The organism is Ideonella flava, assembly GCF_051857595.1.
Classification (GTDB): Bacteria; Pseudomonadota; Gammaproteobacteria; order Burkholderiales; family Burkholderiaceae_C; genus Ideonella.
Genome location: NZ_JBPZHD010000004.1, coordinates 217,029 through 232,506, shown reverse-complemented (window position 1 = coordinate 232,506; position 15,478 = coordinate 217,029). Strand labels below are relative to the sequence as shown.

Genomic DNA, 15,478 nt, shown 5'->3' with positions numbered 1-15,478 from the left:
TCATGAACGTTCAATTGCGTCACGCGCAGGCGTGGAACGAAGACGAGGACCTGGCCTTCAGGCCCTGGGCAAGCGGCCTGTCCGCCGGCACGGCAGGCGCCGAGGGGTCGGGCATCTGGCCGGACAAATCGATCGTGGGCACGCCGGGTGACGACACGCTGCACGGCGGCAGCGGTGACGACACCATCGACGGCGCGGAGGGCGCCGACCAGATGTCGGGCCGCCGTGGCAACGACACCTACTTCGTCGACAACGTGGGCGACCTCGTCATCGAGCTCGACCGCCAGGGCACGGACACGGTGATGTCGAGCATCGACTACACCTTGCCCGCTTTTGTGGAGAACCTGGATCTGCTGGACGCGAACTACCCGTTCGACCTGAACGGCACCGGCAACGAGCTGGACAACCAGATCTCGGGCACCGCCGGCGACAACCTGCTCCAGGGCCTCGGCGGCGACGACTACATCGACGGTGGCGGCCACATCGGGCCTTATGGCGAGGACACGCTGATCGGCGGTGACGGCAACGACACCCTCGTCGCCGGCACCGTCAGCATGGGCAGCGACGTGCTCTACGGCGGGTTGGGCGACGACGTGCTGCAGGTCACCCGCGGCTCGAACGGCCTGTACGGCGAGGACGGCAACGACAGCCTCGTGGCCGGCGAAGGCGGTCCCTACGGGGTGGCGGACTACCTCTCGGGCGGCGCAGGCAACGACACGCTGAACGGCGGGGGTGGCCTGGATGGCGGCGACGGCAACGACCTGATGTACACCAGCTACGCGACCAGCTCCGCCAACGGCGGGCTGGGCAACGACACCATCGAGGGCCCCGGCGGCTCGGGATACGTCAACTTCTACGTGGACGGCGGCGGCGGCAAGGATTCCATCGACGTCTATGCCACCAACAACCGCCTGTACCTCTCGGGCGGCGCGGGCAACGACACCTTGCGAGGCGGCGCGGGCCTGGAGGTGAGCATCGATGGGGGCGGGGGCGCCGACTTGATCACCGGCTACAAGACCTTCGGTGGGGGCCCCCTGACCGTCACCGGTGGCGGCGGGAACGACACCATCGAGGGCAGCGGCGCCGGCGACATCTCGCTCTACGGGGGCAGTGGGCAGGACCAGCTGCACGCCGTGGGGGATTCAGGCTTTTCGCTGCTGCTGGACGGCGGCGTCAACGACGACATCCTGTCCGCCTTTGGCGGGGCCGTTCATCTGCTCGGCGGCGCCGGCTCGGACACCTTCGTGCTGACCGGCAAGGAGCTCGACCAGGACATGCTCTGGGTGGACGACTTCGTCTCCGGGGTGGACCGCCTGGCGGTGAGCCAGTCCAGCCTCGTGGTCGGCAATGGCGACCTGGTCGTGAACGGGGCGGTGACCGTGAGCGGGCCGGGCGGATTCAAGGCCAGCGCGGAACTGGTGATCGTCACCACGGACCTGGCCGGCGGCGGCGCGCTGCTGGATCAGGCCGCGGCCGCGATAGGCCACGCCAACCAGGCCTACGCGGCGGGGCAGACGGCGGTCTTCATGGTCGACGATGGTTCCAGCTCGTACGCGCTGTACTTCCAGTCCTCCGGGAACGACGCCACGGTCAGCGCCGACGAGCTGAGCGTCATCGGCCGGCTGGCGGGGGCGCCGTCCACGGGCCTGGGCGACGTGGTCTGGAGCGCCTGAACGGCTGGCGCTGCTGCTCCGAAAGGGGCCCCGCCGGGGCCCTGCGACAACGGTTATCCTCCCGGTCTTGGCAGCCGACCCGCGCGCTGGCGATTCACCGCCGGCAACAGGCCGCAACATTCACGCAACACGGCCGATTGACCATCGGCCGATTCCGAAGGACCTGGACTACCCATGCGCATGAACAAACGCCACCTGCTCGGCCTCGTGGCCGCCCTGCCCCTGGCGTGGCTGACCGCCTGCGGCGGCGGCGACAACGGCAACGATGCCAATGTCCGCCTCGTCAACGCAAGCGCCTACAGCTCGCTCGACCTGAATGTCGACGACGCGGATTCGCCCCAGATCACGGCGGTGGCCTTCGGCACCGGTAGCGCCTACGCGGGCGTGCCTTCCGGCGATGTCGACAACGTGCTGACGCAGACCGGCTCGGGCACCGAGCTGCTCACCCAGACCCGCTCGCTCGGCTCGGGCAAGAAATACACCATCGTGGCCTTCGGCTGGGAGGGCGCCCTCAGGTCGGCGATCCTCACCGATGACGAGAATGCGGCCGACAGCGGCAAGACCAAGGTCAACGTCCTGAACGAAGCGATGGACGCTGGAGAGCTTGACGTCTACCTGACCGGTACCGACGACTCGCTCGACTCCTCGACCCCCGTGGCCTCCGGCGTCGATGGCGGCTCGTCCAGCGGCTTCAACAGCGTCACCTCCGGCACCTACCGCCTGCGCGTCACCGCGGCCGGCGACACGACCGACGTCCGCCTCGACGTGCCGGCCGTCACCCTGGACAGCACCAAGGTGGTGAACCTGGTCCTGACGACGGGCAGCGGCGGCGTCCTCGTGAACGCGATGGGCCTGGTGCAGGATGGCGACGTGACGCCGTACCTGAACACGCAGGGCCGGGTGCGCGTCGTGGCTGCCATGGCCAACAGCGGCACCGTGACCGTCACGGCGGGCGGCACGCCCCTGGCGTCCAACGCCAAGTCGTCGACCGTCCTGGCCTACCAGACGATCGACGCCGGCACGCTGACGCTGTCGACGACCGTCAACGGCACCGCGCTGTCGGCCGGCACGCTGACGCTGACCGGTGGCGAGGACGTGACCGTGCTGGTCACCGGCACCACCGCCGCCGACGCTGTCGTCAGCCAGATCGTCGACGACAACCGCCTGCCTCTGATCACCACCAAGTACAAGATCCGCATGATCCACGCGGCGCCGACGCTGGCCGACCAGAACCTGTCGATGACCATCGACTTCGGTGCGGTGGTCGACGACCTGGCCTTCGCCCATGCGTCGGACTGGACCAGCCTGCCGGCGAGCACCTCGTCGACCATCGACGTGACCTCGCCCGCCGATGGCAGCGTGTTCACGCTGACCGACCTGACGCTGCTGTCCAAGGGTCTGTACACCCTGTTCATGTTCGACACGACCAACGGCCTGGTCGGCGTGCTCCGAAAGGACCGCTGATCCTTGGGCCCGGGCGCCGCAGCGGCGGCCCGGGCGGAAAAGACCAAGGCGCGGTGGCCGCAAGGCCCCGCGCCTTTCTTCATGGGCGGCTGCGGTTCAGGCCAGGCGACCGGCCCGGAAGTCTTCCACCGCCTGGAAGATCTCGGCCTGGCTGTTCATCACGAAGGGCCCGTACTGGACGATGGGCTCCCGCAGGGGCCGCCCGGCCACGAGCAGGGCACGCGTCGCCTCCTCGCCGGCCACCAGGCGCACGCCGTCTGCCGTCGTGTCGTTCGCGAGGATCGCCATGCACTGGGATGGCACGACCGTGTCGCCGACGCGGGCCTCGCCCCGATAGACGTAGACGAAGGCGTTGTGTCCCGCAGGCAGGGGCTGCTCGAAGCTCGCCCCTGGCTCCAGCGCGATGTCCAGATAGACCGGCTCGGTGTGCTCCCGCTGCATGGCGCCCGGCACCGCGTCCTCGCCCGCACCGGCCTGGCCGGCGATCACTCCCACATCGACGCCCGGCGCGCGCCAATGCGGGATCTCGCCGGCCGGGATGTCTCGATACCACGCCGGCACCATCTTGTCCTTGGCGGGCAGGTTGAGCCACAACTGGAAGCCTTCCATCCGCCCTTGCTGCTGCTCGGGCAGCTCGCTGTGGATGACCCCGCGGCCGGCGGTCATCCACTGGACGCCGCCGTTGCCGAGCAGGCCCTCGTGGCCGGCGGAATCCCGGTGGCGCATGCGGCCGGCGAGCATGTACGTGACGGTCTCGAAGCCGCGGTGGGGGTGATCGGGAAAGCCGCCGATGTAGTCGTCCGCGTCGTCCGAGCCGAAGGCGTCCAGCATCAGGAACGGGTCCAGCCGGTATTGCAGGTCCTGCGTCAGCACACGGGTCAGCTTGACGCCGGCGCCGTCAGAGGTCGGCTTGCCGACGACCAGGCGCTCGACCCGGCGAGGCCGGGCCAGCGCGCTGGACGTCGGGGCGATCGTGGCAGTGGTCATCGGTTTCTCCAGGATGTTCACGGGAGCCCGGCCTTGGGGCCGGGCAGTGGATCTCAGGCGATCGCTTCCTCGCTGGCGCCTTGCAGGGCCCGTTCCATTTCGGCGCGGGCAGTGGCCAGGGCGCGGGCTTCGGCCTCGGGGCCCATGGACAGGCCTTCGGCGAAGATGAAGCGCAGGTCCGTCATGCCCAGGAAGCCCAATGCCGCCTTCAGGTACGGCACCTGGCTGTCGCGATCGGTGCCGCGGTGCAGCCCGCCGCGCGACAGCACGACGTAGACCGTCTTCCCGGTCAGCAGGCCGACCGGGCCGTTCTCGGTGTACTGGAAGGTCACCCGAGCACGCGCGATGGCGTCGATCCAGTTCTTCAGCTGTGCGGTGATGCCGAAGTTGTACATCGGCACGCCCAGCACGACGACATCGGCGGCCTGGATCTCGGCGATGAGCGCGTCGTCCAGCGCGACGCGGGCAGCCTGCTCAGGGGTGCGCGATTCGGCCGGGGTGAACAGCGCGCCCAGCGCCGCTTCGTCGAGCACGGGATGCGGCTGGCGTGCGAGGTCGCGCACCGCCAGGGTGGCATCCGGATGGGCCGCCAGCAGGCCGGCCGACAGCTCGTTGGCCAGGCGGGTGGAGACCGAGCCCTGGTCGTTTTCGAAGACGCGGGCGCTGGAGTTGACTTGCAGGACGTTCATGGCGGGCCTTCCGGGGAGGTTGAGCTCGGCGAGCTCGATGACTGCACTTTATTGATAACGAAGGGGTCGATAAATCCATCCAAATGCACATGTTTGTTCCTGTGGTGGAACAATGGACGCTCCCGCTGGAGGCCCGCCATGACCACCGCCGCCGTCGACCCCAACGACCTCGCCCTGTTCGCCCACGTGGCGGATGCCGGCAGCTTCACCCGGGCTGCCGACAAGCTCGGCCTGCCGAAATCCACGCTGTCGCGCCGCTTGTCCGGCCTGGAGGCGCAGCTCGGGGAGCGCCTCATCCTGCGGACGACGCGGCGCCTGACGGTCACCGAGTTCGGTGCAGCAGTGCTGGAGCACGCCCGGCAGGTGGTGGCGGAGGTCGACGGCACCCGCGCGCTGGCGGAGCACCGCCAGGCCCGGCCGAGCGGCCACCTGCGGGTCTCGATGCCGAACGACATCGCCATCCTGGCGCTCGGTCCGATGCTGGAGACCTTCGTGCGCGACCACCCGGCCGTGACGCTGGAACTGGACCTGTCACCCCGCCGCGTCGATCTCATCGCCGAGAACTTCGACGTGGCCTTGCGGATGGGGGCGCTGCCCGACGAGGCGCAGCTGGCCGCGCGGCGACTGGCCTGGTTCAGCGGCGGCCTTTTCGCCTCGCCTGACTGGGTGCGCGAGCACGGCATGCCGCAACATCCGGAAGAGCTGATGGTCAGCGACGAGAGCTGGCGCGCATTGGCCATAGCAGGGCAAGGCGGCGAGCCCGTGCCGTGGCGGCTGGAGCGGCCCGTGGAAGGCGCCGGCGTCGAGGCCGTGCCGGTCGAGCAATGGCAGGGCTTGCCGCCGCGTCGAATGCTGGCCAACTCCCCACCCGTGCTGTTGCGGATGGCGCGCGCCGGCCTGGGCCTGGCTTTGGCAGCAGATTTCTTCGCCGTGCCGTACGTGCGTGCCGGCGAGCTGGTCCGCGTGCTGCCGGCCTGGCGCTCCGCTCCCGCCGCGGCCTGGGCGGTATTCCGGGAAAGGCGCCTGATGCCCGCCAAGACCCGCGCCTTCATCGACGCCCTGGCCAAGGCCCTCGAGCCCTGCCGCGAGCCCGGCGCCGAACTTTTCACCGACTGCCGCGACGCCGCCCAGGCCGGCCACTCGCACACCGGCTGCGGCGAAGCCACCCCCGGCGCCTTGAAGAACCCTCACGACTAGCTAGCCACGCCGCCCTCGGCGCTCCGCAGGAGTCGCCGCATTCACGGGCGTGCGCGGAGCCGGCTCTGCCGGTCCGCTGCGCGAGCCCCCTGGGGCAGGCCCCTGGCAAGGGGCCGTCAGGGCAACATTCCGCCAGTCCGCTGCGCACCCTTGACCAGGTCAGCGACGCCTTCCGAGCGCGCGCAGCGCCGCTCCCTACCAGGGCGTGCGCGGATCCGGCTCCGCCGGTCCGCTGCGCGAGCCCCCTGGGGCAGGCCCCTGGCAAGGGGCCGTCAGGGCAACATTCCGCCAGTCCGCTGCGCACCCTTGACCAGGTCAGCGACGCCTTCCGAGCGCGCGCAGCGCCGCTCCCTACCAGGGCGTGCGCGGATCCGGCTCCGCCGGTCCGCTGCGCGAGCCCCCTGGGGCAGACCCCTGGCAAGGGGCCGTCAGGGCAACATTTCGCCAGTCCGCTGCGCACCCTTGTCCAGGTCAGCGACGCCTTCCGAGCGCGCGCAGCGCCGCTCCCTACCAGGGCGTGCGCGGATCCGGCTCCGCCGGTCCGCTGCGCGAGCCCCCTTGGGGGGCAGGCCCCGGCAGGGGCCGTGGGGGCTAATCGTTCGCGGTGTGATCGAGGTGATCGCGCACCGCCTCGATCACGTGCTGCTGGCTGTCGGCCTGGGACAGCGTGTGGTCCGCGCCGGCCACCATCAGCATCCGGAAGTTGGGCTGGCCCTGCATGTGCCGGCCGCGAGGGCCCAGGTGGTATTCGAGGTAGTCCAGGCCATCATCCGCCTCGGCCACGATGAGCAGGATGTCGGTGCCGCGTTCGCTGAGCAGGCGCATGTTGGCCAGCACGTTCTCCTCGGCCGGTGCCTGCCGGAACAGGCGCCGGGCAGCGCGCTCGGCGCGCACCCGGGTCAGCGTCACGACACGCCCGGCGATGCCGCGTACGTCGATCTCGCCCTTGAACAGGCGACGGTAGGTGGACGCCTCGAGCAGCGCGCGCCGATAGAAGTGGCTGGACTTGTAGCTGCGCTGCATGGCGCTTTGCAGCGTCTCGCCCTCCTTCCAGTCCAGGCGCCGCGGGTTGATCAGCACCAGGCCGGTGACGCGCGGGTCGGCCAGCGCGGTCTGGAAGGCGACGTAGGCCCCCGAGCACAGCCCCACCAGGATGAAGCGCTGCACCCCCAGGCCTGAGAGCCGTTCGATCGCCGCCCCCACGTCGACCGTCGAGCCCTTCGAATACAGCCGGGTGGTTGCGTAGCCGGCGGCGGTGCGGCTGTCCCCGATGCCGGCCAGGTCGAAGCGCAGCGAGCGGTAGCCGCGCGCCGCCCAGGCGCGGGCCATCTTGACGTACAGGCGGTTCGGGCCCACCCGGTGGTTGGTGCCCACGTTGAGCATCAGGATGGCCGTCTCGGCCCGCTTGCCGGCGGCGGCGAGATCTTCCGGCTCGGCGAGGATGCCGAACAGCCCGTGCTCCCGCCCGAACAGCAGGGGAATCTCGCGCACGCCCCCGAAGACGGCATCTCGCTGCTGCGGCGCATTCGTCGACGCGGGGGCGCGCAGGGCCGGGACGGCCGGTTCGCCGGCCCGCAGCCAGGCGATGATGCCGTCCAGGGTCTCGCGCGGGACGTCGGCCTCGTGCGGCTCGGCCATCATCGCGCTGTAGCCCGGCCAGTCGACCACGGTGGTCTCGATGCCGGCCTGGCCATAGGCGGCGGGCAGGGGGCCGGCGCCGGGCAGGTCGTCCCGGCCGATGAACAGGGCGCGCGGGGCAGGGCGTGCGGCGCCTCCGGCGGGCCGGGCGTCGAGGGCCTGCAGGTCGGACAGGGTCTGCACCGTGTAGAGGGTGCCGAGGGTCTCCAGATCGTCTTCCTGGGCGGCACCCGGTCGCGGCGCGTGGGCCCGCATCGTGCCGGCCGCGCGCAATTCGCGCACGAAGGCCCGGCCGGTCGGGCAGGGAGCCCACCAGACGACGCTGTCCACGCCGCCGCGCTCGGCCGCGACGCCGGCCGCCAGCGTGGCCCCGATGCGCACGCCGAAAAGCGCCAGGCGGGGGCAGCCGGACAGGCGTCCGATCTCGTCGAGCGCTGCGCCAATGCAGGCACGCCAGGCGGCGACCCGATCCGGATCGGCGTCGCTGCCGATGGAGTCGCCGGTGCCGTGGTAGTCGAATCGGATGACCGCGAAGCCGTCGTCCGCCAGCCGCTCAGCGAGCTGGGTATAGGTCTCGTAGGCGCAGGTGCCCTCGTAGCCGACCGGCCGGCACAGCACGACGCCGGTGGCGCGGGCGGGCTGGGCCGGGGCGTGGTACCAGCCGAAGCAGCGTGTGTGGGCCTCCCCGAAGGCGATCGGGATCGCGCCCGGCGCCGTGCCGCGGCGAGCTTCGCCGGTGGCAGGTGCACCGAGTGCCACCGCCGTGGCGGCAGCCAGCTGGTTGGAGGCGATCGACTCCCTCATGTCGTTGTCGGTCCGCGCGGAAAGCATGGCAGCAGGCCAGTATAGGGTGGGTGTGTACGCTCGACAGGGGCGCGGAATTCCGGGTGGCCACTCGACGGCCGGGTCTGCAGGCGTAGCATGCGCCGAGCCATCGCCGGGCGTCGGGCGACGGGTTCAGGAGCGTCAAGGGATGAAAGCGATATTCAACGGAGTGGTCGTCGCCGAGAGCGACGACACGGTGGCGGTCGAGGGAGAGCACTACTTCCCCGAAGCCTCGCTCAAGCGCGAGTACGTGAGCTTCTCCAACCACCGCACGAGCAACTGGATGGGCCAGGCGCGCTACTACAGCCTGCTGGTCCATGGCGAACTCAAGCCCGATGCGGTCTGGTACTACCCCGAGCCGAGCGAGGCCGCGGCCCAGGTCAAGGGCCGGGTGGCCTTCGTGCGGGGCGTAGACATCGTCGAGTAAGCCGGCGGTGAGCGCCGACGCTTCGGCCCTGAAGCTGCCCGCGGCCCTGGGCAGCGTGCACCGGCGCCGCCTGCGCGAGGTCTGGCGGTCTGCCGGGTGGCCGTGCCAGGACCTGGTCGAGGCGGAGCTGCTGGCCGCCGGCTGGCTCGAGCGCGTGCGCGATGCCCATGGCCGCGAGACCCTGCGCGTCACCGATGCCGGCATCCAGGTGCTGGCCGCCACGCTGCAGCGCAACCGGGCGGCGCGCGATGCGCACGAGGCGCTCGTGGCGCGCGTCGCCGCTGAAATGCAGCGGGCCGGCCGCGTCGTGTGGCGCGGCCTGTCGCTGCGGGCGCCGGTGGCCGGCGAGCTGGTGGGTCCCGAGGGGCAGGCGTTGCCGGTCACGCGCTGGGCGATGGCCATGCCCGATGTCTATTCGATCCGCCACACGACGGTCGAGGACTATGCGCTGCCGATCGTGCATGAAGTGAAGGTGCGTCGCGCCGATCTGCTGTCCGACCTCAAGAGGCCGGCCAAGGGCGAGGCGTACCGGGCCTTGTGCAGCGAGTGCTGGTACGTGATCAAGGCCGGCATCGGCCGCGCCGAGGAAGTCCCCGAGGTCTACGGTGTCATGCAGGCCGAGCCGCTCGAGGCGGGGGATGGCCAGGTCGGTTTTGGCGCGCTGGAGGTACTGCGTCCGGCGCCCCGGCGGCCCTTCCGTCTGCCGTTCGCGGTCTGGATGGCCCTGGCACGAGCGGCTGCCGTGCCACCCGAGGAAGAGCCTCCCCAGGCGATGCTGGGGTCCATCGATCCGCCCTGCTGAAACGCCGGCAGGCTTGCCGCACAATCGCCGCCAGCCGCTGCGCACCATCGGACAGCGCTCTGCCGAGCCGCCACCCGCGGCGCGAGGGAGCCGCCGCGGCGCCCCCACACGACTGGAGAGCTCCCGTGCCCATCGCCCTGCCTTCATCCCCGTTCGTGCGCCGCCTGGCCCCTCTTGCGCTGGCCTGGGGGCTGGCGGCCGGTACCCAGGTCATGGCCAATCCCGCGCCCGGGGCCTCGGCCCAGGTCGCCTGGCAGGCCGCCGCGGCCGACGCCGACATCGAGCGTGCCTTCGCCCAGGGCAAGGCCGAGAAGAAACCGGTGCTGGTCTACTGGGGTGCCAAGTGGTGCCCGCCGTGCAACCAGCTCAAGGCGACCCTGTTCAACCGGCAGGACTTCATCGAGCGCTCCCGCAGCTTTGTGGCAGTGAGCATCGACGGCGACCTCCCCGGCGCGCAGAAGCTCGGGGCGCGCTTCAAGGTGCGCGGCTACCCGACGATGATCCTGTTCAACACCGACGGCGCCGAGATCACCCGGCTGCCCGGCGAGGCCGATGCGCCAGCCGTGATGAACGTCCTGCAGATGGGCTTGTCCGGCGGGCGCCCGGTGAAGACTGTGCTGGCCGAAGCGCGCGCCGGCAAGCCGGTCTCGCCCAACGAGTGGCGCATGCTGGCCTTCTACTCCTGGGATACCGACGAGGCGCAACTGGTGCCCGAGGCCGAACGGGCCGGCCTGTTGGCGACGCTGGCCGCCAGCTGCCCGGCCACCGAGGCCGAGACGGCGACCCGCCTGCGCTTGAAGTCGCTCGCCGAGAGCAACGAGATGCAGGGAGTCAAGCCGGACGCCGCCCTGCGCGCCCAGCTGCTGAAGCTGCTCGCCGATCCGGCCGCCAGCCGCGCGCAGATGGACGTGCTGGTCAACGCGGCACCGGACATCGCCAAGGCCGTCGCGCCCACGGCCGGGCCGGACCGGCAGGCCGTGGTTCGGGCGCTCGATGGCGCGCTGGTGCGGCTGGCGGGCGATGCCACGCTGTCCCGTGCCGACCGCATGTCGGCCCTCATCGGCCGCGTGGAGCTGGCCCGTCTGGACCAGCCCAAGGATGCGCTCGCGCCCAAGCTGCCGCAGCCTCTGTTGCGTGAAGTGAAAGACGCTGCGGCGCAGGCCGACCGCGAGATCGTCGACGGCTACGAGCGACAGGCGGTGATCACCGCGGCGGGCTACATGCTGGGGCAGGCGGGGCTGTGGAAGGACAGCGACGCGCTGCTGAAGGCGAGCCTGGCCAAGAGCCATTCGCCGTACTACCTGATGAGCCAGCTGGCGGGCAATGCGAAGAAACAGGGCCGCAAGGCCGAGGCGCTGGACTGGTACCAGAAGGCCTACGAAAGCAGCGAAGGGCCGGCCACGCGCCTGCAGTGGGGCTCGTCGTACGTGACGAGCCTGGTCGAGCTCGCGCCGCAGGACGAGGCCCGCATCGAGAAGGCCGTCGCGGCCCTGATCCGCGAGGCGGATGGCCAGCAGGCGGCCTTCTACGAGCGCAGCGCCCGCTCGATGCAGAAGGTGGGCGACCAGCTCGCCACCTGGTCCGCCAAGGGCCAGCACCGCGCGGTGGTGGAGCGGTTGCGCGCGCAGCTGAGCCCGGTTTGCGCCAAGCTGCCCGCGGGCGACTCGCAGCGCGCCGCTTGCGATGGCGTGCTGAAGAAGGTCGCCTGAGCGGGGGCGCCGACTTCGCCCGGCTCGCTGCCTGCCCGCGGGGACCGAGCACGCCAGGCTTCGGTGCCCGCGCCTCTGTTAGATTGCGCCGCATCGCGTTGACACCTGCCGAACGTCCATGCCGCGTGCCGTCCTAGCCGAGGAGTCGATCCACCCTGCCGTGCGGGAGCGCGTGGCCCTGCACCAGTCGGCCATCGTCCGCGAGGTGCAGGAGGCGGTGGCCGCGCATCCGGTGGTGGTCGTGGGCATGGCGATGAACCCCTTCCCTCGCAAGGCGCGCCGCCTCCTGGACGCCGCCGGCATCGCTCATCACTACCTCGGCTACGGCAGCTACCTCAGCCAGTGGCGACGCCGCAACGCGCTGAAGATGTGGACCGGCTGGCCGACCTTCCCCATGGTCTTCGTCCAGGGCCGGTTGATCGGCGGCGCTGACGATCTCGAGCGACTCCTCGCCAGCGGCGAGCTGCAACGCCTGCTCGCGCCGGCGCCGCAGCCTTGAGCGCGCTTTCTTCGCGGCGGCGCCGCTGGGCGGCTTCGTTGCTCGGCTTGGCCCTGGCCTGGCCCGCCTTCGGTGCCAAGTCGCCGCTCGCGCTGCAGCCTTGCCGCCTGAAGGGCGTGGAGCACGATGCCTTCTGCGGCAAGCTCGATCGGCCGTTGGACCCTGCGCGTGCAGACGGGCCCCAGATCGCCATCCACGTGGCGGTCCTGCCGGCCGTCGCTCGAAACAAGAAGCCCGATCCGGTGCTGTTCTTCGCCGGCGGGCCAGGGCAGAGCGCGATCGACCTGGCCGGGCTGGTGTCGCGCCTGTACACGCGCTTCCTGAACCGGCGCGACATCATCCTCGTCGACCAGCGCGGTACCGGCCGCAGCGCGCCGCTGATGTGCGATCCCGAGGCGCCCACCCGTCCACTGGTCGACAGCGTCGATCCGGCGCGCCAGGCCAAGCTGGTGCTGGAATGCCGCGACGCCCTGCAGAAACTGCCTTATGGCGACTTGCGGCAGTTCACGACCTCGATCGCAGTGGCCGACGCCGAAGCCGTGAGGCAGGCGCTGGGCGTGCCGAAGGTCAACCTCATAGGCGGTTCGTACGGCACGCGCGCGGCACTGGACTACATGCGCCAGTTCCCGCGCAGCGTGCGGCGGGTGGTGATAGACGGCGTGGCGCCGCCGGACATGTCGCTGCCGGGCTCTTTCTCGCCCGACACCCAGCGTGCATTCGATGCTCTGCTGGCGGATTGCGAGTCCGATGCCGCTTGCCATGGGCGCTTTCCCACGCTGCGAGCCCAGTGGAAGTCGCTGCTCGCGGCCATGCCACGCGAGATCACGGTGGTGCACCCGGTGACCGGCCGGGACGAGCGTTTCATGCTGACGCGAGACATGCTTCTCGGCCTGGTCCGGCTGCCGCTGTACTCGCCGGCGCTGGCGTCGGGGCTGCCGTTCGCGATCAGCGAGGCCGCGTCCGGCCGCTTTGATGCCGTCGTGGGGCTGGCCAGTGCCATGGGCAACAGCGGCGGCCGCTCGCTGGAGCTGGCGATGGGCATGCATTTCTCGGTGGTGTGCAGCGAGGACATGCCCCTGCTCGGCAAGAACGCCGACAAGCCGGGCAGCGACTTCGGCGACGCGGCGCTGAGCATGTACAAGCAGGCGTGCGCCGCCTGGCCGCATGGCAACGTGCCGCCCGCGTTCTATACCCTGCCGCCGGCGTCGGCGCCGACGCTGGTGCTGTCCGGGGGCGACGATCCCGCCACGCCGCCGCGACACGGTGAGAGGGTGACGAAGGCCCTGGGCGCGCAGGCCCGCCACGTGGTGGTGCCGCACGCCGGTCACGGGACGCTCTCGCTCGCCTGCCTGCGCGACGTCGTCTATCGCTTCGTCGACAACGAGGACGACGCCCAGGCGCTGGGCGCGGTGGAGGCGGACGCCCGCTGTGTGGGCGACCTGCCGCGTCCGCCTGCCTTTGCCTTGCCGATGCCTCCGACGGCACCGGTGCCGCTGACACCGCCTCCACCGGCGCCGCGGCCGCGCGAGAGTTCGCCCGATGCGGCCCGCTATTCGAAGGCCGACAGATGATCGAGGTCGAACAACTCGCCAAGCACTTCGTCCAGGGCCGGGGCCGGCATCGCCATGAGGTGCGCGCCGTCGACGGCATCAGCTGGCGCGCCGAGGATGGTCGCATCACCGGCCTGCTGGGCCCCAATGGAGCCGGCAAGACGACCACGCTGCGGATGATCGCTGCCTTGGTCCAGCCCGACGCCGGCCGGGTGCGGGTGGATGGCATCGAGGTGGCTGCCGACCCGATGGCGGCCCTCGCGCGCGTCGGCGTGCTGTCGGACGCGCGCGGCCTGTATCCGCGTCTGACGGCGCGCGAGAACATCGTCTACTACGGCCGCCTGCATGGCCTTTCCGATGCCGCCGCCAGCGCGCGGGCGGACATCCTGGCCCGCGTGCTGGAGATGGAACCCTTGCTGGACCGCCGCACGGACGGCTTCAGCCAGGGCGAGAAGATGAAGACGGCCCTGGCCCGGGCGCTGGTGCACGACCCACCGAACATCGTGCTCGATGAACCCACCAACGGCCTGGACGTGCTGGCCACGCGCGGCCTGCGGGAGGCGCTTCGGCGCCTGCGGGACGACGAGGGCAAGTGCATCGTCTTCTCGACCCACATCATGCAAGAGGTGGAGCGGCTGTGCGACCGGGTCGTGGTGATCTCGCACGGCCACATGGTGGCCGAGGGCACGGTGGCCGAACTCTCCGCACGCACCGGCCAGCAGGATTTCGAAGAGGCCTTCGTCGAGCTGGCTTTCACCCGCCGCGAGCGCGACGAGGCCGGCGACCACAGCGTGACGCCGATCGAGGAGGAGGGCCGATGACCGCCCACATGCTGCGCGCGGCCCGGGCGGTTTTTCACAAGGAGCTGCTGGACGCCCTGCGCGACCGCCGCACCCTGATGACCGTCTTCCTCAGCTCGGTGGCCATGGGGCCGCTGGTGCTGGTGCTGATCTCGACGCTGGTGACCAGCATCGAGCAGAGGGCCGAGGCCCGCGAGCTGACGGTCGTCGGACTGGACGCCGCGCCGACACTGCGCAACTACCTGCTGCGCCAGACCTACACCCTGAAGGCGGCGCCCAAGGACTACGAGCAACAGATCAAGGACAGCCGCCTCGCCGATCCCGTGCTGGTCGTGCCGCGCGAATTCGAAGAGGACCTGGCCCGCGGCGAGACGCCGGTGCTGGAGATCGTTTCGTCCAGCGCCAACCAGCGGGCCCAGAGCGGCGTCGGGCGCCTGGGCCGGCTCCTGGACGGCTTCAACCAGGAGCAGGGCACCTTGCGGCTGGCCGTTCGCGGCGTGGCACCCGGCGCGGTCCAATCGGTACAGATCGAGGAGCGTGACCTGGCCAACCCGGCTTCGAGGGCGGCCCAGTTGACGGCGATGCTGCCCTTCTTCGTGCTGATGGCGGTGCTGTACGGCGCGCTCAACGCGGCCCTGGACACGACGGCCGGCGAGCGCGAGCGCGGCTCGCTCGAGCCGCTGCTGATGAATCCGGCGCCGAGGCTGGCGCTGGTGCTGGGCAAGTGGGGCGCGGTGTCGGCGGTGGGAATGCTGATCGCGGTGCTGTCCACCTTCAGCTTTCTGCCCGGGCAGTGGCTGTTGCGCAGCGAGACGCTGGCGGCGATGTTCCAGTACGGCCCGGGCGAGGCCTTCGCCTTCCTCGTTCTGCTGCTGCCCCTGGCAGGCGCCTTGTCGGCGCTCTTGATGGCCGTGGCCATACGCTGCCGCAGCTTCAAGGAAGCGCAGGCCAACGCGACGGTCATTGTGCTGGCCCTGTCGCTGCTGCCGATGGTCGCCCTGTTCAGCCAGGAAGGCGAGCGGCCCTGGCACCTCTGGGTGCCGGCGCTGGCCCAGTCGACGCTGATGGCCCGGGTGCTCAAGGGCGAGCTGATCAGCTGGCCGGACCTGCTCGTGCCGGCCCTGGGTTGCTTGGTGCTGGGGGCGGTGTGCCTGGCCTATGTGACGCGCCAGTTCGCACGGGCCGCCGTTCGCTGAGACCGGCGCCATGAGGGCCGCG

The 15,478-nt window shown here is 70.9% G+C and carries 13 protein-coding genes; 10 read left to right on the top strand and 3 right to left on the bottom strand.

All coding sequences use genetic code 11. The features are described 5' to 3' along the window. Nucleotides 1-2: 2 nt before the first annotated feature. Together ACS5PM_RS10195 and ACS5PM_RS10190 are read left to right on the top strand one after the other, a co-directional pair. Complete coding sequence (locus ACS5PM_RS10195) at nt 3-1,673, top strand: calcium-binding protein (protein WP_439387500.1); 1,671 nt, start codon at nt 3-5, stop codon at nt 1,671-1,673. A 180-nt stretch (nt 1,674-1,853) separates the two neighbouring features. Further along, nucleotides 1,854-3,137, top strand: coding sequence for a DUF4397 domain-containing protein (locus ACS5PM_RS10190; protein ID WP_439387499.1), 1,284 nt, complete (start codon nt 1,854-1,856; stop codon nt 3,135-3,137). Nucleotides 3,138-3,233: 96 nt separating this feature from the next. Here ACS5PM_RS10190 and ACS5PM_RS10185 read toward each other — a convergent pair whose 3' ends face one another. After that, entirely contained in the window at nt 3,234-4,124 is an 891-nt protein-coding gene (locus ACS5PM_RS10185; RefSeq protein WP_439387498.1) for a pirin family protein, read from the bottom strand. Between the two features lie 53 nt (nt 4,125-4,177). Beyond that, nucleotides 4,178-4,813, bottom strand: coding sequence for an FMN-dependent NADH-azoreductase (locus ACS5PM_RS10180; RefSeq protein ID WP_439387497.1), 636 nt, complete (start codon nt 4,811-4,813; stop codon nt 4,178-4,180). A gap of 138 nt (nt 4,814-4,951) precedes the next feature. Here ACS5PM_RS10180 and ACS5PM_RS10175 point away from each other — a divergent pair, with 138 nt between their 5' ends. After that, entirely contained in the window at nt 4,952-6,010 is a 1,059-nt protein-coding gene (locus tag ACS5PM_RS10175) for a LysR family transcriptional regulator (protein WP_439387496.1), read from the top strand. A 591-nt stretch (nt 6,011-6,601) separates the two neighbouring features. Here the strand turns inward: ACS5PM_RS10175 and ACS5PM_RS10170 are convergent. Then, nucleotides 6,602-8,479, bottom strand: coding sequence for an alpha/beta hydrolase (locus tag ACS5PM_RS10170; protein ID WP_439387495.1), 1,878 nt, complete (start codon nt 8,477-8,479; stop codon nt 6,602-6,604). 142 nt (nt 8,480-8,621) lie between these two features. Between ACS5PM_RS10170 and ACS5PM_RS10165 the strand changes: the two genes are divergently transcribed. From ACS5PM_RS10165 to ACS5PM_RS10135, 7 genes are all read left to right on the top strand, one after another. Continuing rightward, nucleotides 8,622-8,900 carry a DUF427 domain-containing protein gene (locus tag ACS5PM_RS10165; RefSeq protein ID WP_439387494.1) on the top strand — a complete coding sequence of 93 codons (279 nt, stop codon included), beginning with the start codon at nt 8,622-8,624 and terminating at the stop codon, nt 8,898-8,900. 7 nt (nt 8,901-8,907) lie between these two features. Then, nucleotides 8,908-9,702 (top strand): hypothetical protein, encoded by a 795-nt coding sequence (locus ACS5PM_RS10160; protein ID WP_439387493.1) that lies wholly within the window; start codon nt 8,908-8,910, stop codon nt 9,700-9,702. 125 nt (nt 9,703-9,827) lie between these two features. After that, a complete protein-coding gene (locus ACS5PM_RS10155) occupies nt 9,828-11,411 on the top strand; it encodes a thioredoxin fold domain-containing protein (RefSeq protein ID WP_439387492.1) in 1,584 nt (527 codons plus the stop codon). Nucleotides 11,412-11,529: 118 nt separating this feature from the next. After that, nucleotides 11,530-11,910, top strand: coding sequence for a glutaredoxin domain-containing protein (locus ACS5PM_RS10150; RefSeq protein WP_439387491.1), 381 nt, complete (start codon nt 11,530-11,532; stop codon nt 11,908-11,910). Next, complete coding sequence (locus ACS5PM_RS10145) at nt 11,907-13,481, top strand: alpha/beta fold hydrolase (protein ID WP_439387490.1); 1,575 nt, start codon at nt 11,907-11,909, stop codon at nt 13,479-13,481. The genes ACS5PM_RS10150 and ACS5PM_RS10145 overlap by 4 nt, the downstream gene beginning before the upstream one ends. Then, nucleotides 13,478-14,281 carry an ABC transporter ATP-binding protein gene (locus ACS5PM_RS10140; protein WP_439387489.1) on the top strand — a complete coding sequence of 268 codons (804 nt, stop codon included), beginning with the start codon at nt 13,478-13,480 and terminating at the stop codon, nt 14,279-14,281. The genes ACS5PM_RS10145 and ACS5PM_RS10140 overlap by 4 nt, the downstream gene beginning before the upstream one ends. After that, on the top strand, nt 14,278-15,456 hold the full coding sequence (locus ACS5PM_RS10135) for an ABC transporter permease (RefSeq protein WP_439387488.1): 1,179 nt from the start codon (nt 14,278-14,280) through the stop codon (nt 15,454-15,456). Before ACS5PM_RS10140 ends, ACS5PM_RS10135 begins: the two co-directional genes overlap by 4 nt. Nucleotides 15,457-15,478 lie beyond the last annotated feature (22 nt).